The organism is Citrobacter sp. Cb041, assembly GCF_030336655.1.
In the GTDB taxonomy this organism is placed as follows: domain Bacteria; phylum Pseudomonadota; class Gammaproteobacteria; order Enterobacterales; family Enterobacteriaceae; genus Citrobacter; species Citrobacter braakii.
This window is the reverse complement of sequence record NZ_JAOWDD010000030.1, coordinates 1-17,851: the sequence shown is the minus strand read 5'-3', so window position 1 is coordinate 17,851 and position 17,851 is coordinate 1. Positions and strand designations below refer to the sequence as shown.

Here is a 17,851-nt window from a genome sequence, read left to right as displayed (position 1 = left end):
TCGGCGTTAATCGATTATTAAATAAATTAATGCTTGCTTATTGATTAGAAGTAAGTCTACTATAGCGACATCGGTTTGATACACAGACCTTATGAAAGCAGTTTTAGTAAAGCAGTTCTCAGTTCAAGCGTTATCCTCAGATACTCTTCTTCATGAGCCTCCTCCCTAAGTGCCCCATAAGTTAATTTCTGCAAAACAGGCCATCTTCGCTGCTTAAGCGGCTCAAAAATATGAAAGGAAGTATCTATGTCTAACAAAATGACTGGTTTAGTAAAATGGTTTAACTCTGAGAAAGGCTTCGGCTTTATCACTCCTCAGGACGGTAGCAAGGACGTGTTTGTGCATTTCTCTGCTATCCAGAGCAACGATTTTAAAACATTAGACGAAGGTCAAAAAGTGGAGTTCTCTGTGGAGAATGGCGCTAAAGGCCCGTCTGCTGTTAATGTTGTCGCGCTGTAATCGCCGATAATTTCACTAATGCTTACGATAGCGATGAAGGCCAGAGCCTGAGCAGTTAAGTGACAGTGAAGAAAAAACCCGCGAAAGCGGGTTTTTTCGTTTTATGCGATGGCTCCGGACTTACGGCATCTGCGAAGCGCGTCCCAGATAGCTGTCCCAGTCCTTCCACACGGGCTGTAACCCCTGCGCCATTAGTGCTTCAGCAACGGCTTCTGGGCGACGGGCGTCGTGTGGGGAGAACTGTTCCAGTTCAGGATGGTTATCGGCATAACCGCCGGGCTGTGTTTTTGAGAAGGCGCTGACGTTGTTGATCGCCAGCGGGATCACATGATCACGGAACCATGGCGATTCGCGGGTGGAGAGCGACAGCTCAATTTCTGGCGCCAGTAAACGAAACGCGCAAATGGTTTGGACCAACTGTCGCTCGTCCATGATCGATGCGGGTTCAACGCCACCGGTGCATGGGCGCAGGCGAGGGAAGGAGATGGAGTAGCGGCTCTGCCAGTAATGCTGCTGCATCCACAGCAGATGTTCAGCCACCATATAGCAATCGACCCGCCAGCTGTCGGACAAACCAATCAACGCGCCAAGACCGATTTTGTCGATCCCTGCGCGGCCCAGCCTGTCCGGCGTTTCCAGTCGCCAGAAGAAATCCTGCTTTTTCCCCTTCAGATGGTGGCGAGCGTAAATCGCCTCATGATAGCTCTCCTGATACACCATCACGCCATCCAGTCCCAGCGTCTTCAGCTCCGCATATTCAGCCTCTGACAGCGGCTGAACTTCCATCTGCAACGAGGCAAACTGGCGGCGAATGGTGGGCAAATGGCGACGAAAGTAATCCATTCCGACTTTTGCCTGATGTTCACCGGTGACCAACAACAGATGCTCAAAACCCAGCTCACGGATAGCGGTACACTCTCGTTTTATCTCATCTTCGTCCAGCGTTTTGCGTTTGATACGGTTGCTCATGGAAAAGCCGCAGTAGGTGCAGTCGTTGGCGCAAAGATTTGAGAGATATAGCGGAACATAAAAGCTGACCGTGTTGCCGAAGCGCTGGCGGGTCAGGCGCTGCGCTCGCTGTGCCAACGGCTCCAGAAAGTCGGCGGCGGCAGGGGAGAGCAACGCCATCAGATCGTCGCGACTAAGCTGTGAAGCGTTGAGGGCGTGCTCCACGTCAGCGGCGGTTTTACCGTTGATACGCAGGCGGATGTCATCCCAGTCAAGCTGGCGCCAGCGGTCGCTGAACGTTTTCATACGAAGGCCTCCAGGAATCCGGTTAACGGGCTGGTGGCGCTTGCCTGCGAACTTTTGCTTCCTGGTACCGCCTGGCGCGCCAGAAGGCCCGCTTCAATCGCCAGACGGAAGGCGGTAGCCATCGTGACCGGGCAGTCGGCCACGGCGATTGCCGTGTTGACCAGCACTGCGTCGGCACCCATTTCCAGCGCCTGTGTGGCGTGGCTGGGGACGCCGATACCCGCATCAACCACCACCGGTACGGTTGCCTGTTGGATAATAATCTCCAGCATCGCTTTCGTTTCCAGTCCCTGATTAGAACCGATGGGCGCGCCGAGCGGCATTACCGCCGCGCAGCCGACCTCTTCCAGCCGCTTACACAGCACCGGATCCGCGCCGCAGTAGGGCAGCACCACAAAGCCCTGTTTCACCAATGCTTCCGCGGCTTTTAACGTTTCAATCGGATCCGGTAATAGCCAGCGGGCGTCCGGGTGAATTTCTAATTTTAGCCAGTTTGTGCCCAGCGCTTCACGCGCCAGCTGGGCGGCGAAAATAGCCTCTTCCGCGGTTTTCGCCCCGGAGGTGTTAGGCAGTAGCGTCACCCCCGCGTCGATAAGTGGGGCCAGAATGGCATCGTTGTGCTGGCGCAAATCCACGCGCTTCATCGCCAGCGTCACCAGTTGGCTGCCGGAGGCGCGGATCGCCTCGACCATCAGCTGCGACGAAGCAAATTTTCCGGTGCCGGTGAACAGATGTGAATCAAACGTTTTGTCGGCAATACGTAACATATCAACCCCCTGCAATAACCTGAAAAAGCAGGATCTGGTCGCCTTCCTGCACGATTTGCTGCTCCCACTGCTCGCGCGGCAGGATCTGCTGATTAAGCGCCAGCGCCGCTCCCGGTTTAAGTTGATTTAGCGCAGTGAGCAGCCCGCTGACGGTTTGTCCCTCGGCGCACTGCATTGGCTCATCATTGAACTGAATCTGCATGTTGTCCTCCGCAGACCGGGCAGCCGCTGGCACGACGTAGCGCGAGGCTGCGCCACTGGCTGGTTTTACCGTCGAACAGGCGTAGCTCCCCACTGGGAGTTTCAATGCCGCTGAGTAATTTAATCGCCTCCAGCGCCTGCAAGGTGCCCATCACGCCCACAACCGGGCCGACGATGCCGGCGGTGCGGCAGTTGCGTTCCGGCTCTACATCATCCGGCCACAGGCAACGGTAACAGCCTTGTTCCCACGGTGGCGTCAGTACCATTAGCTGGCCGCCAAAGCCCACAGCGCTGGCGGTGATGAGCGGAGTGTTGAGCATCACGCAGGCGGCGTTAATTTCCTGGCGCGTCGCCATGTTGTCGGTACAGTCGAGCACCACGTCGGCACGCGCTACCGCATGCCGGAGCGCCTCACCGGTCAGCCGCTGCTCAAGGGCGACCAGCTCGCTGTCCGGATTAAGGCGTGCCAGATGTCGCTTTGCCGCCTGTGCTTTCGGCCGGGCGATATCATCGGTGGTGAACAATATTTGCCGCTGCAGGTTGCTCAGATGAACGCCATCATCGTCCGCCAACGTCAGCGTGCCGACGCCCGCTCCCGCCAGATACAGTGCCGCAGGCGAGCCGAGCCCACCTAAACCGACGATCAGCACATGGCTATCGAGCAGCTTTTGTTGGCCCTCAATGGCAATGTCGCCGAGCAGGATCTGGCGGCTGTAGCGCATAAAATCGCGGTCATTCATCGCCGGCTCCCGCAATGTCCAGTAACTGCGCCGTGGCTGCCTGCCAGTCTGCGGCGTGGGTTATGGCGCTGACCACGGCAATGCTGCCAACGCCGGTCGCCAGCACCGCTGGGGCGCGCTCAAGGCTGATGCCGCCGATAGCGACAGTGGGGTAATCCGCCAGTCGTTTACTATGGCTTGCCAACTGCGTGAGACCCTGCGGGGCCGACGGCATCTGCTTGGTTTGCGTCGGGAAGACATGACCCAGCGCGATATAAGAAGGCTTAGCAGCCAGCGCTACGTCTATCTCCATATCATCGTGAGTGGAAACACCCAGGCGTAGCCCCGCCGCCTGAATCGCCTTCAGGTCGGTGGTTTCGAGGTCTTCCTGGCCCAGATGCACGCCGTACGCGTTGTGCTTAATTGCCAGGCTCCAGTAGTCGTTGATAAACAGGCGAGCATCATAGCGACGCCCCAACTCAATGGCGGCAATGACGTCGGCTTCGACCTCTTCATCACGTTTATCTTTAATGCGCAGTTGGATCGTGCGCACACCTGCCTGCAGCAAGCGTTCAATCCATTCAACGCTGTCTACCACCGGGTAAAGCCCGAGGCGGAACGGCACGGTCGGGAAATCAGGCTGGTACATCACGCCTCCTCTTTTTTGAGGTAGATTTCGCCGCCTTTGGCGCGGAAGTTCTCCGACATATCCGCCATTCCGATTTCAATGGTTTGTGCGGCGGCGTAGTCGCGGACCTCCTGGCTGATTTTCATCGAGCAGAACTTCGGCCCGCACATGGAGCAGAAGTGGGCAACCTTGCCGGACTCCTGTGGCAGGGTTTCATCGTGATAGGCGCGGGCGGTGAATGGGTCGAGTGCGAGGTTAAACTGGTCTTCCCAGCGGAATTCGAAGCGCGCTTTCGACATGGCGTTATCGCGGATCTGCGCTCCCGGATGGCCTTTGGCTAAATCAGCGGCATGGGCGGCAATCTTGTAGGTAATCAGCCCTTGCTTCACGTCTTCTTTGTTCGGCAGGCCAAGGTGCTCTTTTGGCGTGACGTAGCACAGCATCGCACAGCCAAACCAGCCGATCATCGCCGCACCAATGCCGGAGGTGAAGTGGTCATAGCCCGGCGCGATATCTGTCGTCAACGGTCCTAAGGTGTAGAACGGCGCTTCATGGCAGTGCTCCAGCTCTTCGGTCATGTTGCGCTGGATCATATGCATCGGCACATGACCCGGGCCTTCAATCATCACCTGCACGTCGTATTCCCAGGCGATTTTGGTCAGTTCGCCCAGCGTATGCAGCTCGGAGAACTGCGCCTCGTCGTTGGCATCCTGAATCGAGCCTGGACGCAGGCCGTCGCCGAGAGAGAGCGAAACGTCATAGGCGGCACAGATTTCGCAAATCTCGCGGAAATGTTCAAACAGGAAATTCTCTTTGTGATGAGAAAGACACCATTTCGCCATGATCGAACCGCCGCGCGAGACAATACCTGTCAGGCGTTTGGCGGTCATCGGCACGTAGCGCAGCAGTACGCCCGCGTGAATGGTGAAGTAGTCGACGCCCTGTTCGGCTTGTTCGAGCAGCGTGTCGCGGAAGGCTTCCCAGGTGAGATCTTCGGCGATCCCGTTAACCTTCTCCAGCGCCTGGTAGATCGGCACGGTACCGATCGGCACCGGGCTGTTACGCAGGATCCACTCGCGGGTTTCGTGAATATAGCGGCCGGTGGAGAGGTCCATCACCGTATCTGCGCCCCAGCGGGTCGACCACACCAGCTTCTCCACCTCTTCTTCAATGGAAGAGGTCACCGCCGAGTTACCGATGTTGGCGTTCACCTTCACCAGGAAGTTGCGGCCGATGATCATCGGCTCGGATTCCGGGTGGTTGATGTTGGCAGGAATAATCGCGCGGCCCGCAGCGACTTCATCACGCACGAATTCCGGGGTGATGTTTTCCGGCAGGCGAGCGCCAAAGTTCATCCCTGGATGCTGATGGCGCAGCACTTCACTACGAATGCGCTCGCGGCCCATGTTTTCACGGATGGCGATAAATTCCATCTCCGGGGTAACCATCCCCTGACGGGCATAGTGCAACTGGGTAACGCGCTTGCCGGCTTTGGCGCGTTTTGGCGTCAGCAGGCCGCTGAAACGCAGCTCGTCCAGGCCATCGTCGGCCAGACGTTGTTTGGTATAAGCGGAGCTACGGTCGTCTAATTCTTCGCTATCATTACGCGCCGCAATCCATGGCTGGCGCAGTTTCGCCAGACCCTGCTGAACGTTAATCGCCACATCAGGATCGCCGTACGGCCCGGAGGTGTCGTACACCGGCACGGCTTCGTTCTCTTCAAACTGCGGGTTGTCTTTCGTACCACCAATCAGCGTAGGACTTAGCTGGATTTCGCGCATCGGGATGCGAATATCCGCCTGCGAACCGGTGATGTAGATACGTTTTGAGTTAGGAAAGGCGGTACCTTCCAGCGTGTCGATAAAGTGTTGGGCTTGGGCGCGCTGTTCGCGGCGTGATGGTTTAGTAGTGGCAGACATAGCTCATTCCAAATAAAAGTAAGGATATGGCTTGTCAGACGACGGATGAAGCAAGAGAGACGAACGCCAAAGGGCGATACGGTTGTAGATTGACTCTTGTTCCCTTCGCAGGTTTTAACCTGATCAGGTTCCGCGGATCCCGAATTAACGGTCTCAGCCTTTTCCACTCATGCTGCTGTGGAAAATAAGCACTCCGACAAGAAGTAACCTCAAAAAGAGGTAATGAATGTAAATTACGCGTTAATGTCGCAAATCTCAAGCAGGACGTTTGATCATGCCACTCTCGTGCATCGCATCAAAAACCAGCATGATCAGCTTATCTTCCAGCACGAACCGGGCTTCCAGCGCCTCGCCGATATCCGATAAGGCCTGTTGAAATTCAAGGAAGTTATCGTGATCAATGGCGGTCTCCAGACTGGAATCATAGTAGTCCATGATCAGTTGCGTATTGGCTTCCAGGAGCGGCCAAATTTTTGTGGCTTTTAAAAGCTGCCCGTTCCCTTCCAATTTATGGAGAATACGTTCATAAATACTGAAGTGTCCGGTGGAAAGGTAATCGACCAGGCTCTGGCAAAAATCATCCAGCGCCTTTTCATTGAGCCGCATGTACGATTCTTTGCCAGGCTTAATGCCAACCAGATTGTAGTAAGCCACGAGCAGGTGCTTACGTACATGTAGCCAGCGATCAACCAGTTTGTTACTTCCTCCGACGTGCTCCGTCAGGCTTTCCAGCTGGTTTAGCATGATTGACTCCGCAAGATGGTGTTTAGGAACGGCTCACCCGTAAATGTAAAAATAATGTAAACAACATGCCTGTGAAGCAAAGGTTGCGCAAGAGATATGGATCGTATAATTGAAAAATTAGATAGCGGCTGGTGGATTGTCAGTCATGAGCAAAAGTTATGGTTGCCTCATGGCGAACTGCCTTACGGCGACGCAGCAAGTTTTGATCTAACCGGGCAGCGCGCACTTCCTATAGGCGAATGGGAAGGGGAGACGGTCTGGCTGGTGCAGCAGCAGCGTCGGCACGATATGGGGTCTGTGCGCCAGGTCATTGACCAGGATGTTGGCCTGTTTCAACTGGCCGGACGCGGTGTACAACTGGCCGAGTTCTACCGCTCACATAAATTCTGCGGTTACTGCGGTCATCCCATGCACCCGAGTAAAACGGAATGGGCGATGCTGTGTAGCCACTGTCGAGAACGCTACTACCCGCAAATTGCCCCCTGCATTATCGTCGCTATTCGCCGTGACGACGCTATCCTGCTTGCCCAACATGTTCGCCATCGTAACGGCGTGCATACCGTGCTGGCGGGTTTTGTCGAAGTGGGCGAGACCCTCGAGCAGGCGGTGGCACGCGAAGTCATGGAAGAGAGCGGCATTAAGGTGAAAAACCTGCGCTACGTCACTTCTCAGCCGTGGCCGTTCCCACAGTCTTTGATGACCGCATTTATGGCGGAGTATGATAGCGGCGAAATTGTTATTGACCCGAAGGAACTGCTGGAAGCGAACTGGTATCGCTACGACGATTTACCGCTCCTGCCCCCGCCGGGCACCGTCGCGCGTCGATTGATTGAAGATACTGTCGCCCTCTGTCGGGCAGAGTATGAGTGACACACATGTTACACTGGCGTGAAATAGCTCAAGGAATGGAAAAATGACCGAACTGAAGAACGATCGTTATCTGCGTGCGCTGCTGCGCCAGCCCGTTGATGTCACTCCGGTATGGATGATGCGCCAGGCGGGCCGCTATCTACCGGAATATAAAGCCACGCGTGCCGAAGCGGGCGATTTTATGGCGCTGTGCAAAAATGCCGAGCTGGCCTGCGAAGTCACGCTGCAGCCGCTGCGTCGCTATAAGCTTGATGCGGCGATCCTCTTTTCGGATATCCTGACGATTCCCGATGCGATGGGACTTGGGCTGTATTTTGAAGCCGGAGAGGGCCCACGCTTTACCTCACCGATCGCCAGCAAGGCTGACGTCGACAAACTGCCGATCCCGGACCCGGAAGATGAGCTGGGGTATGTGATGAATGCGGTGCGCACTATCCGCCGTGAACTGAAAGGCGAAGTGCCGCTGATCGGCTTCTCCGGTAGCCCGTGGACACTGGCGACCTATATGGTCGAAGGCGGCAGTAGTAAGGCCTTCACCGTGATTAAAAAGATGATGTACGCCGATCCAAAGGCGCTGCATCTGCTGCTTGATAAGCTGGCGAAGAGCGTCACTCTGTACCTGAACGCGCAGATCAAAGCGGGCGCGCAGTCGGTAATGATTTTCGACACCTGGGGCGGTGTGCTGACCGGTCGCGACTATCAGCAGTTCTCCCTGTATTACATGCACAAAATCGTCGACGGTCTGATGCGCGAGAACGAAGGTCGTCGCGTACCGGTGACGCTGTTCACCAAAGGCGGTGGTCAGTGGCTGGAAGCGATGGCGGAAACCGGCTGTGATGCGTTAGGTCTGGACTGGACCACTGACATTGCCGATGCGCGTCGTCGTGTAGGTCATAAAGTGGCACTACAGGGCAATATGGATCCGTCCATGCTGTATGCGCCGCCAGCCCGCATCGAAGAAGAGGTGGCGACGATTCTGGCCGGTTTTGGTCAGGGTGAAGGCCATGTCTTTAACCTGGGCCACGGCATTCATCAGGATGTCCCGCCAGAGCATGCGGGTGTCTTTGTGGAGGCGGTACATCGGTTGTCTGAACAGTATCACCGCTAAGGAGTCATTATGGATCTTGCGTCATTACGCGCGCAGCAGCTTGAACTGGCCTCCTCAGTGATCCGCGAGGATCGCCTGAGGAGCGATCCGCCGGATCTGATCGGCGGGGCGGACGTTGGGTTCGAGCAGGGGGGCGAAGTGACGCGAGCCGCGATGGTCTTACTGAAGTACCCCTCGCTGGAACTGGTTGAATACAAGGTGGCGCGAATCGCCACCACCATGCCCTACATTCCTGGCTTTCTCTCCTTTCGCGAAACACCCGCGCTGATGGCCGCCTGGCAGCAGCTTTCGCACAAGCCTGATCTGCTGTTCGTTGACGGTCACGGGATCTCTCACCCTCGCCGTCTGGGCGTGGCCAGCCATTTTGGCCTGCTGGTGGATGTCCCGACGATTGGCGTGGCGAAAAAACGGTTGTGCGGCAAGTTTGAGCCGCTCGCCGCCGAACCCGGAGCGTTAGCGCCGTTGTTGGATAAAGGCGAACAGCTGGCATGGGTTTGGCGCAGCAAAGCACGCTGTAACCCGCTGTTTATCTCTACGGGTCATCGCGTGAGCCAGGACAGCGCGTTAGCGTGGGTACAACGCTGTATGAACGGCTATCGTCTGCCGGAACCAACACGCTGGGCAGATGCGGTGGCATCCGAACGCCCTGCTTTTACGCGGCTTGCAGCAAAAACGCCCCATATCGGGTAAACTGCCGCTAATTTCCGTATTTGAGAACTCATCATGTTACAAAATCCGATTCACCTGCGTCTGGAGAAGCTGGAAAGCTGGCAGCACGTCACGTTTATGGCCTGTCTGTGCGAACGCATGTACCCCAACTACGCCATGTTCTGTAAGCAAACCGAATTTGGCGATGGACAAATTTACCGCCGGATTCTGGATTTGATTTGGGAAGCGCTGACGGTTAAAGACGCGAAAATCAATTTCGATAGCCAGTTGGAAAAATTTGAAGAGGCTATTCCTTCAGCAGACGATTATGATTTGTACGGCGTTTATCCGGCGATTGATGCCTGTGTGGCATTAAGCGAACTGATGCATTCGCGTCTTAGCGGTGAAACGCTGGAACATGCAATTGAGGTTAGTAAGGCTTCGATTACGACGGTTGCGATGCTGGAAATGACCCAGGCTGGTCGCGAAATGACCGATGAAGAGCTCAAAGAGAACCCGGCCGTTGAGCAAGAATGGGATATTCAGTGGGAAATTTTCCGACTTTTAGCCGACTGTGAAGAACGCGATATTGAGCTGATAAAAGGGCTTCGTGCAGACCTGCGCGAGGCTGGCGAGAGCAATATTGGTATAAATTTTCAGCAATGACACCATAAAACGTGATTTAACGCCTGATTTGTCGTGCCTGAAGGCTTCCCATCCGCCCCCGGTCTGGTCTACATTTGGGGGGCGAAAAAAAGTGGCTATCGGTGCGTGTATGCAGGAGAGTGCTTTTCTGGCATTTCCGTCGCACTCGATGCTTAGCAAGCGATAAACACATTGTAAGGATAACTTATGAACAAGACTCAACTGATTGATGTAATTGCAGACAAAGCAGAACTGTCTAAAACACAGGCTAAAGCTGCTCTGGAATCCACTCTGGCTGCTATTACTGAGTCTCTGAAAGAAGGCGATGCTGTACAACTGGTTGGTTTCGGTACCTTCAAAGTGAACCACCGTGCTGAGCGCACTGGCCGCAACCCGCAGACCGGTAAAGAAATCAAAATTGCCGCAGCTAACGTACCGGCATTTGTTTCTGGTAAAGCACTGAAAGACGCGGTTAAGTAATTCGCGTGGCAGTGAACAGTTTTATCGAAGGGGCGGTTTCGCCCCTTTTGTCTATCTGGCGTCATTCGCTTTGGCTTTCAGGTGTGCTGTTACTGTCTGCCTGTAGTCGCCACTCTGAGCTTCCTCCGTTCACGGCCAGCGGCTATGTTGGCGATCAGGGGGCGGTACGCATTTGGCGTAAAGATTCCAGCGACGATGTTCACTTGCTCTCGGTATTTAGTCCGTGGCGTAAAGGCGATACCACCACCAGTGAATACCGCTGGCAGGGTGATTCGCTCTCGCTGATAGAACTCAACACTTACAGTAAACCACCGGAACATGTCCGTATACGCTTCGATGACCGGGGCGAACTGAGTTTCATGCAACGTGAAGTCGATGGGCAAAAGCAGCAGCTTTCCAGCGATCAAATTGCGCTTTACCGCTATCGTGCCGATCAAATCCGCCAGACCAGCGATGCGTTGCGTCAGGGACGGGTGATATTGCGTCAGGGACGCTGGCATGCGAATAACACAGTCACGACCTGTGAAGGTGAAACACTGAAGCCCGATCTGGAATCGTGGGCGATAAACCACATTGAGCGCCGCCAGAGCCATTCATCTGTAGAAGTGAGTGTGGCATGGCTGGAAGCGCCCGAAGGGTCGCAGCTACTGCTGGTTGCTAATGAAGATTTTTGTCACTGGCAGCCTACTGCCAAAACCTTCTGAAAACCTGATGCCAGGACATCGGGCCAGATAAGGTGAGGCCGCCATCCGGCAAAAACCGTTTACCAGTGGCCCATTCCCATATGGCCGCCGCGATGGTTGCCGCCACCGCCGCACCCGCCGTAGCCCATTCCCGCTCCGCGAGGTACGCCTGCCTGGGCCATTGCGACATCGCGTTTAACGCGCTGCTCATCCAGTGACTGATTCAACGCCTCCATCTCTTTTGCCACGGCATTAATTTTTGCAGTGTCCGGCGAGCTGGCTGTTAGCAACGCGTTGTACTCATAACGTTTAGAGGTCAGCTGTTGGCGCAAGGCGTTGGTCTGCGAGTAGTAATCATCATATATTTTCTGCGCTGTAGCCTGCTGCTCAGTGGTCATTGGCGTACCGCCTCGTTGCTGCATTCCATCACCATATCCCCAGTGATTCTGCGCCAGCGCCGGGGTAGAGCCCAACGCGATAAGAGAGAGTGCAATCAGCGCCAGTTTGTTGTTCCGTTTCATGGGTCGTTCTCCTGTTGGTTAGATTACATTTCCTATTGCATCTTCCGTGCCAAAGCGGCAATCCAGGTCCCGCGGGCGTTGTACTCGTGGTCTTTACAGGGCGACGAGTAAAAATGACTCGCCAGAACGCGCCGGCGGGTCATTTTTACCCGCTACTTTCAGCGGTTTGTGTCTGAGGGCAGGGTTATCACTGAGAAAAAATGGCATGATTTCTGCTGTATACCTGCAACGATGAAAGGAACAGGTGGGATAAAGGGAGAGCGTATGCGTCTTTATAAGGACACGGCGGCCAAGTGGTTGAGCCGACTCTTGCTGGTGGCAATCCTGATTTTGGTCGGTTGGTTTTCGATTATGACCATTCGGGACTATGGGCGGGAAAGCGGCGCCGCGCGGCAAACGCTACTGGAAAAAGGCAGCGTGCTCATCCGCGCTCTGGAGTCTGGTACGCGCGTAGGTATGGGGATGCGCATGCATCATGCTCAACAGCAGACGCTGCTGGAGGAAATGGCCGTACAACCAGGCGTGCTATGGTTTGCCGTCGTTGACGATCATGGCGTCATTATTACTCACAGCAATTCCGCGATGGTCGGTAAAACGCTCTACTCACCGGATGTCCTGCGGCAACTAAGCCCCGGGGAACAGGAAAGCTGGCGGAATATTGACATGCCTACGGGGGACGGTGAAAAAACACCTGTCCTGGAAATTTATCGTCAGTTTCAGCCGATGTATGGTCCAGGACGTCATGGCATGGCGCGCTGTGCCAGCAATGACGGACAGCTTATCACCCCCGCACAAACCATATTTATCGCTTTTGATGCCAGCGATCTGGCTGCGACTCAGGCAAGAGAGTGGCGTAACACCCTGATCGTCCTGTCTGCGCTGGCGGCCGTGCTGCTGGCCACTGTGCTGACGTTCTTCTGGTATCAGCGCTATCAGCGCTCGTACAAAGAACTGCAGGATGCGATGAAGCGTAAAGAAAAACTGATGGCGCTCGGACATCTGGCGGCCGGGGTCGCGCATGAGATTCGAAACCCGCTTTCATCGATCAAGGGTTTAGCGAAGTATTTTGCTGAACGAACTCCGGCTGGTGGCGAGTCGCATGAGCTGGCGCAGGTGATGGCGAAAGAGGCGGACCGTTTAAATCGGGTGGTGAGCGAGTTGCTGGAGCTGGTGAAACCTGCGCATCTGACGCTGCAACAGGTGGATCTCAATGAGGTCATCACCCACTCATTAAACCTGGTGAGTCAGGATGCGGCAAGTCGGGAAATCCAGCTACGCTTTTCGGCCAGTTCCACGCTGCCCGCTATTCAGGCCGATCCCGACCGACTGACTCAGGTTCTGTTGAATCTGTATCTGAACGCCATTCATGCGATTGGTCGTCAGGGCACGATTACGGTTGAAGCGAGTGAAAGCAGCGGCGATCGCGTTAAAATCGTGGTTATTGATAGCGGGAAAGGGATTGCAGCGGAACAGCTGGAGGCTATTTTTACGCCTTACTTCACGACTAAAGCGGATGGAACCGGCCTTGGGCTGGCGGTAGTGCAGAACATAATTGAACAGCACGGTGGTACCATTCATGTGGCAAGCGTTGAGGGCAAAGGCGCAACCTTTACCCTCTGGCTGCCGACCAACGCGAAACAACAGGATTAACAAGGATGACGCGCGGAAAAATCAATATTCTGGTGGTAGATGACGATATCAGCCACTGCACCATTTTACAGGCGCTGCTGCGCGGCTGGGGTTATGAGGTCGCGCTGGCCTATAGCGGGCAAGCGGCACTGGAACAGGTGCGTGAACGCGTATTTGATTTAGTGCTGTGCGATGTGCGTATGGCGGAGATGGACGGCATTGCAACACTGAAAGAGATTAAAGCGCTGAATTCGGCGATTCCGGTATTGATCATGACGGCGTTCTCCAGCGTGGAGACCGCCGTTGAGGCGCTGAAAACCGGGGCGCTGGACTACTTAATCAAGCCGCTGGATTTTGATCGCCTGCAGGAGACGCTGGAAAAGGCGCTGGCGCATACGCGGGAAACGGGCGCTGAACTGCCGTCAGGGTCGGCTGCGCAGTTTGGCATGATTGGCAGCAGTCCGGCGATGCAGCAGTTGATCAATGAAATCGCGATGGTTGCGCCCTCGGATGCAACGGTGCTCATTCACGGAGACTCCGGTACGGGGAAAGAGCTGGTGGCCCGGGCGCTGCATGCCAGCAGTGCCCGCTGTGATAAACCGCTGGTGACGCTGAACTGTGCGTCGCTTAATGAATCGCTGCTGGAGTCCGAACTTTTTGGACATGAGAAAGGCGCGTTTACCGGCGCGGATAAGCGGCGGGAAGGGCGCTTTGTGGAAGCCGAAGGCGGCACGTTATTTCTTGATGAAATTGGCGATATCTCACCGCTAATGCAGGTGCGTCTGCTGCGGGCAATCCAGGAGCGAGAAGTGCAACGGGTTGGCAGCAACCAGACTATTGCGGTTGATGTCCGGCTGATCGCTGCCACACATCGCGATCTGGCGGAGGAAGTGAACGCCGGGCACTTTCGTCAGGATCTCTACTATCGCCTGAACGTCATCACTATTGAAATGCCTGCGCTGTGCCAGCGTCGGGAAGATATTCCGCTGCTGGCCGAACATTTTCTCCAGCGTTTTGCCACACGTAATCGAAAAGCGGTGAAAGGCTTTACTCCGCAGGCGATGGATCTGCTGATCCACTATGACTGGCCGGGCAATATCCGTGAGCTGGAAAATGCGATTGAGCGTTCGGTGGTGCTGCTAACGGGGGAATATATTTCCGAACGCGAGCTGCCGATGGCGATTGCCGCGACACCGATAAAAACGGAATACAGTGGCGAGATCCAACCGCTGGTGGATGTCGAAAAAGAAGTGATTCTGGCGGCGCTGGAAAAAACGGGCGGCAATAAAACCGAAGCCGCCCGTCAGTTAGGTATTACGCGCAAAACGCTGCTGGCTAAGCTCAGCCGTTAGTTTTGCTCACGTTCGATGGCGCGCCAGCCGATGTCGTTACGGCTGAAGCTGCCGTCCCAACGGATGTCGGTCATCAGGGCGTAGGCACGCTGCTGCGCCTCGGCAACGGTGTTGCCCAGCGCGGTGGCGCACAGGACGCGACCGCCGTTGGTCAGCACGCGATCGTCAGCAGACAGTTTGGTGCCCGCGTGGAACACTTTACCGTCAGCGACTTCTTCCAGCGGCAGGCCGTGGATCTCATCGCCAGTATTGTAGTTGCCCGGATAACCCCCTGCGGCAATCACTACGCCCAAAGAGGCGCGTTCGTCCCACTCAGAGGTTTTCTCATCCAGCTTGCCGTCACAGGCGGCAAGGCACAGCTCCACCAGATCCGATTTCATACGCAGCATAATCGGTTGGGTTTCCGGATCGCCGAAGCGGCAGTTGAACTCGATAACCTTCGGGTTGCCCTGTTTGTCGATCATCAGACCTGCGTACAGGAAACCGGTGTAAGTGTTCCCTTCCGCTGCCATGCCTTTTACGGTTGGCCAGATGATGCGTTCCATGGTGCGCTGATGAACGTCGTCAGTCACCACCGGTGCAGGTGAGTAAGCGCCCATACCGCCGGTATTCGGACCGGTATCGCCGTTGCCCACGCGTTTGTGGTCCTGGCTGGTGGCCATTGGCAGCACGTGCTCGCCGTCAACCATCACGATAAAGCTCGCTTCTTCACCGTCAAGGAACTCTTCGATAACGATACGGTGGCCCGCATCGCCAAAAGCGTTACCTGCCAGCATGTCATGAACGGCGGCTTCGGCTTCCTCCAGCGTCATCGCGACGATAACGCCTTTACCGGCGGCCAGGCCGTCGGCCTTGATAACGATCGGCGCGCCTTTCTCACGCAGATAGGCCAGCGCAGGCTCAATCTCGGTGAAGTTCTGATACTCCGCCGTCGGAATGTTATGACGTGCAAGGAAATCTTTGGTGAAGGCTTTGGAGCCTTCCAACTGTGCTGCACCTTCGGTTGGGCCGAAGATTTTCAGACCGGCAGCGCGAAACGCATCGACCACGCCAATTACCAGAGGCGCTTCTGGGCCAACGATGGTCAGATCGATCTTCTCATTTTGGGCAAAGCTCAGCAGCGCCGGAATATCGGTCACGCCGATTGCCACGTTTTGCAGCGCAGGTTCCAGCGCGGTGCCCGCGTTGCCTGGTGCGACAAATACCGTTTCGACTTTTGGCGACTGCGCCGCTTTCCAGGCCAGCGCGTGTTCGCGCCCGCCGTTGCCAATCACTAATACTTTCATCGTCTGCTCCGTGGATTAATGGCGGAAGTGGCGCATGTCGGTGAACACCATCGCTATGCCGTGCTCGTCGGCGGCAGCAATGACTTCATCATCACGGATAGAACCGCCCGGCTGGATCACGCAGGTCACACCGGCGGCGGCGGCGGCATCAATCCCATCGCGGAACGGGAAGAAGGCGTCGGATGCCATAGAGGAACCTTGAACTTCCAGACCTTCGTCGGCGGCTTTAATTCCGGCGATTTTTGCGGAATATACGCGGCTCATCTGGCCTGCGCCTATGCCGATAGTCATGTTCTCTTTGGCGTAAACAATGGCGTTGGATTTTACAAATTTAGCTACTTTCCAGCAGAACAGCGCATCGCGCAGTTCCTGTTCAGTCGGCTGACGTTTGGAAACTACGCGCAGTTCACCTTCGCTCACCATACCCAGGTCACGATCCTGAACCAGCAGACCGCCGTTAACGCGTTTGAAGTCCAGGCCCGGCACACGTTGTGCCCACTGACCGCAGGTCAGCACGCGGACGTTCTGTTTGGCGGCGGTGATTTTCAGTGCGTCTTCGGTTGCGGATGGCGCGATGATCACTTCCACGAACTGACGGGAAATGATGGCTTGAGCAGTTTCGGCATCCAGTTCGCGGTTGAAGGCGATGATGCCGCCGAACGCGGAGGTCGGGTCGGTTTTATAGGCGCGGTCGTAAGCATCGAGAATAGAGGTACTGACAGCCACGCCGCACGGGTTAGCGTGTTTGACGATCACACAGGCTGGCTCGTTGAATTCTTTTACGCACTCCAGCGCCGCATCGGTATCGGCGATGTTGTTGTAGGAAAGTGCTTTGCCCTGTACCTGCTGCGCGGTGGCAACGGACGCTTCTTTAACATTCTCTTCTATATAGAAGGCAGCCTGTTGGTGGCTGTTCTCGCCGTAGCGCATATCCTGCTTCTTAATGAAGTTCAGGTTCAGTGTACGTGGAAAGCGACCGGCGGCTTCTTTGCTTTCGCCGTGGTAGGCCGGAACCATGCTACCGAAGTAGTTGGCGATCATGCTGTCGTAAGCGGCGGTGTGTTCGAAGGCTTTAATCGCGAGGTCGAAACGCGTGTCGAGGGTCAGAGAACCGTCGTTGGCATCCATCTCTTTAATAATGGCGGCGTAGTCGCTGCTCTTCACAACGATAGCCACATCTTTATGGTTTTTGGCAGCGGAACGCACCATCGTCGGGCCGCCGATATCAATGTTTTCTACCGCATCTTCCAGCGAGCAGCCTTCACGGGCAACGGTCTCGGCGAACGGGTACAGGTTAACAACCACCATGTCGATAGGTGCGATGCCGTGCTGTTCCATAATCCCGTCGTCCTGACCGCGACGACCAAGAATGCCGCCGTGGACTTTCGGATGCAGGGTCTTTACGCGTCCATCCATCATTTCCGGGAAGCCGGTGTAATCGGAAACTTCGGTCACTGGCAGGCCTTTCTCAGCCAACAGGCGCGCAGTGCCACCTGTAGACAGCAGCTCCACACCGCGTGCGGAAAGTGCCTGAGCGAATTCGATGATACCGGCCTTGTCAGAAACACTGAGCAGAGCGCGGCGGACTGGACGACGTTGTTGCATGGTAAATCCCCTGGATTTGACTATTACAGAGAGCGTTAGGTGAATTCTTGGCTAAAAACTCAGCTAACGCCCCTTACGGGGCATCCTTGTTGTGCGGGGACATTGTAACGAAAACGTTTGCGCAACGCTCGCGAATTTTTAATTTTCGATTTTGACCTCTTCTTTTTCCGTTGAAGGATGCTCATATAAACAGAGAAGTGCACAAACGATCGCGTGGTTTGTGGATAACTCTGTGTGTAAATGGGTATAAGGTGGGGTTTTGCTGTGGAATGCAGCGGTCAGTCATTTTTCTGCAATTTAAGGGTTGCGGGCCGCAGGAAACTCCCTATAATG

Annotated in this window: 19 protein-coding genes and 1 riboswitch; of the genes, 9 read left to right on the top strand and 10 right to left on the bottom strand. The window is 55.4% G+C overall.

Annotated elements, in window-relative coordinates:
• The first annotated feature begins 246 nt into the window (after positions 1-246).
• Complete coding sequence (gene cspE / locus OGV52_RS06440) at positions 247-459, top strand: transcription antiterminator/RNA stability regulator CspE (protein WP_016155304.1); 213 nt, start codon at positions 247-249, stop codon at positions 457-459.
• A gap of 120 nt (positions 460-579) precedes the next feature.
• Here the strand turns inward: cspE and thiH are convergent, their stop codons facing one another.
• The 7 genes from thiH to OGV52_RS06405 form a co-directional block, all read right to left on the bottom strand.
• Positions 580-1,713, bottom strand: coding sequence for a 2-iminoacetate synthase ThiH (thiH, locus tag OGV52_RS06435; RefSeq protein ID WP_016157943.1), 1,134 nt, complete (start codon positions 1,711-1,713; stop codon positions 580-582).
• On the bottom strand, positions 1,710-2,480 hold the full coding sequence (gene thiG / locus OGV52_RS06430; RefSeq protein ID WP_287108259.1) for a thiazole synthase: 771 nt from the start codon (positions 2,478-2,480) through the stop codon (positions 1,710-1,712). Before thiG ends, thiH begins: the two co-directional genes overlap by 4 nt.
• A 1-nt stretch (position 2,481) precedes the next feature.
• A complete protein-coding gene (thiS, locus tag OGV52_RS06425) occupies positions 2,482-2,682 on the bottom strand; it encodes a sulfur carrier protein ThiS (protein WP_016155307.1) in 201 nt (66 codons plus the stop codon).
• The gene (locus tag OGV52_RS06420) at positions 2,663-3,421 is read right to left on the bottom strand and encodes a HesA/MoeB/ThiF family protein (RefSeq protein ID WP_287108258.1); all 759 of its coding nucleotides are present in this window, start codon (positions 3,419-3,421) and stop codon (positions 2,663-2,665) included. Before OGV52_RS06420 ends, thiS begins: the two co-directional genes overlap by 20 nt.
• Entirely contained in the window at positions 3,414-4,049 is a 636-nt protein-coding gene (gene thiE / locus OGV52_RS06415) for a thiamine phosphate synthase (protein ID WP_016157945.1), read from the bottom strand. Before thiE ends, OGV52_RS06420 begins: the two co-directional genes overlap by 8 nt.
• Positions 4,049-5,947: a phosphomethylpyrimidine synthase ThiC gene (gene thiC, locus OGV52_RS06410; protein ID WP_047498840.1), complete on the bottom strand. Its 1,899-nt coding sequence runs from the start codon at positions 5,945-5,947 to the stop codon at positions 4,049-4,051. Before thiC ends, thiE begins: the two co-directional genes overlap by 1 nt.
• A gap of 83 nt (positions 5,948-6,030) precedes the next feature.
• Positions 6,031-6,153, bottom strand: a riboswitch (TPP riboswitch).
• Positions 6,154-6,202: 49 nt separating this feature from the next.
• Positions 6,203-6,691 carry an Rsd/AlgQ family anti-sigma factor gene (locus OGV52_RS06405; RefSeq protein WP_016155311.1) on the bottom strand — a complete coding sequence of 163 codons (489 nt, stop codon included), beginning with the start codon at positions 6,689-6,691 and terminating at the stop codon, positions 6,203-6,205.
• A 96-nt stretch (positions 6,692-6,787) separates the two neighbouring features.
• On the opposite strand from OGV52_RS06405, the gene nudC reads away from it, so the two are divergent.
• The 6 genes from nudC (at position 6,788) to OGV52_RS06375 (ending at position 11,146) form a co-directional block, all read left to right on the top strand.
• A complete protein-coding gene (gene nudC, locus OGV52_RS06400) occupies positions 6,788-7,561 on the top strand; it encodes an NAD(+) diphosphatase (protein WP_016155312.1) in 774 nt (257 codons plus the stop codon).
• Positions 7,562-7,604: 43 nt separating this feature from the next.
• The gene (gene hemE, locus OGV52_RS06395) at positions 7,605-8,669 is read left to right on the top strand and encodes a uroporphyrinogen decarboxylase (RefSeq protein WP_046276272.1); all 1,065 of its coding nucleotides are present in this window, start codon (positions 7,605-7,607) and stop codon (positions 8,667-8,669) included.
• Between the two features lie 9 nt (positions 8,670-8,678).
• Positions 8,679-9,359: a deoxyribonuclease V gene (gene nfi / locus OGV52_RS06390; RefSeq protein ID WP_047416002.1), complete on the top strand. Its 681-nt coding sequence runs from the start codon at positions 8,679-8,681 to the stop codon at positions 9,357-9,359.
• A gap of 33 nt (positions 9,360-9,392) precedes the next feature.
• Complete coding sequence (locus OGV52_RS06385) at positions 9,393-9,983, top strand: YjaG family protein (RefSeq protein ID WP_003842015.1); 591 nt, start codon at positions 9,393-9,395, stop codon at positions 9,981-9,983.
• A gap of 186 nt (positions 9,984-10,169) precedes the next feature.
• Positions 10,170-10,442 carry a nucleoid-associated protein HU-alpha gene (hupA, locus tag OGV52_RS06380; RefSeq protein ID WP_001044509.1) on the top strand — a complete coding sequence of 91 codons (273 nt, stop codon included), beginning with the start codon at positions 10,170-10,172 and terminating at the stop codon, positions 10,440-10,442.
• Between the two features lie 11 nt (positions 10,443-10,453).
• Positions 10,454-11,146 carry a DUF1481 domain-containing protein gene (locus tag OGV52_RS06375; RefSeq protein ID WP_047359007.1) on the top strand — a complete coding sequence of 231 codons (693 nt, stop codon included), beginning with the start codon at positions 10,454-10,456 and terminating at the stop codon, positions 11,144-11,146.
• 59 nt (positions 11,147-11,205) lie between these two features.
• On the opposite strand, the gene zraP is transcribed toward OGV52_RS06375, so the two are convergent.
• Positions 11,206-11,646, bottom strand: a complete 441-nt coding sequence (gene zraP, locus OGV52_RS06370) for a zinc resistance sensor/chaperone ZraP (RefSeq protein ID WP_016155316.1) — start codon at positions 11,644-11,646, stop codon at positions 11,206-11,208.
• A gap of 264 nt (positions 11,647-11,910) precedes the next feature.
• On the opposite strand from zraP, the gene zraS reads away from it, so the two are divergent.
• Together zraS and zraR are read left to right on the top strand one after the other, a co-directional pair.
• Positions 11,911-13,296 (top strand): two-component system sensor histidine kinase ZraS, encoded by a 1,386-nt coding sequence (gene zraS / locus OGV52_RS06365; RefSeq protein ID WP_287108256.1) that lies wholly within the window; start codon positions 11,911-11,913, stop codon positions 13,294-13,296.
• Between the two features lie 5 nt (positions 13,297-13,301).
• On the top strand, positions 13,302-14,627 hold the full coding sequence (zraR, locus tag OGV52_RS06360; RefSeq protein ID WP_049282587.1) for a sigma-54-dependent response regulator transcription factor ZraR: 1,326 nt from the start codon (positions 13,302-13,304) through the stop codon (positions 14,625-14,627).
• On the opposite strand, the gene purD is transcribed toward zraR, so the two are convergent.
• Complete coding sequence (purD, locus tag OGV52_RS06355) at positions 14,624-15,913, bottom strand: phosphoribosylamine--glycine ligase (RefSeq protein WP_016157951.1); 1,290 nt, start codon at positions 15,911-15,913, stop codon at positions 14,624-14,626. The two genes, zraR and purD, sit on opposite strands and share 4 nt — an antisense overlap.
• Before the next feature lie 15 nt (positions 15,914-15,928).
• Positions 15,929-17,518, bottom strand: a complete 1,590-nt coding sequence (gene purH / locus OGV52_RS06350) for a bifunctional phosphoribosylaminoimidazolecarboxamide formyltransferase/IMP cyclohydrolase (protein WP_016155320.1) — start codon at positions 17,516-17,518, stop codon at positions 15,929-15,931.
• Between the last annotated feature and the right edge of the window lie 333 nt (positions 17,519-17,851).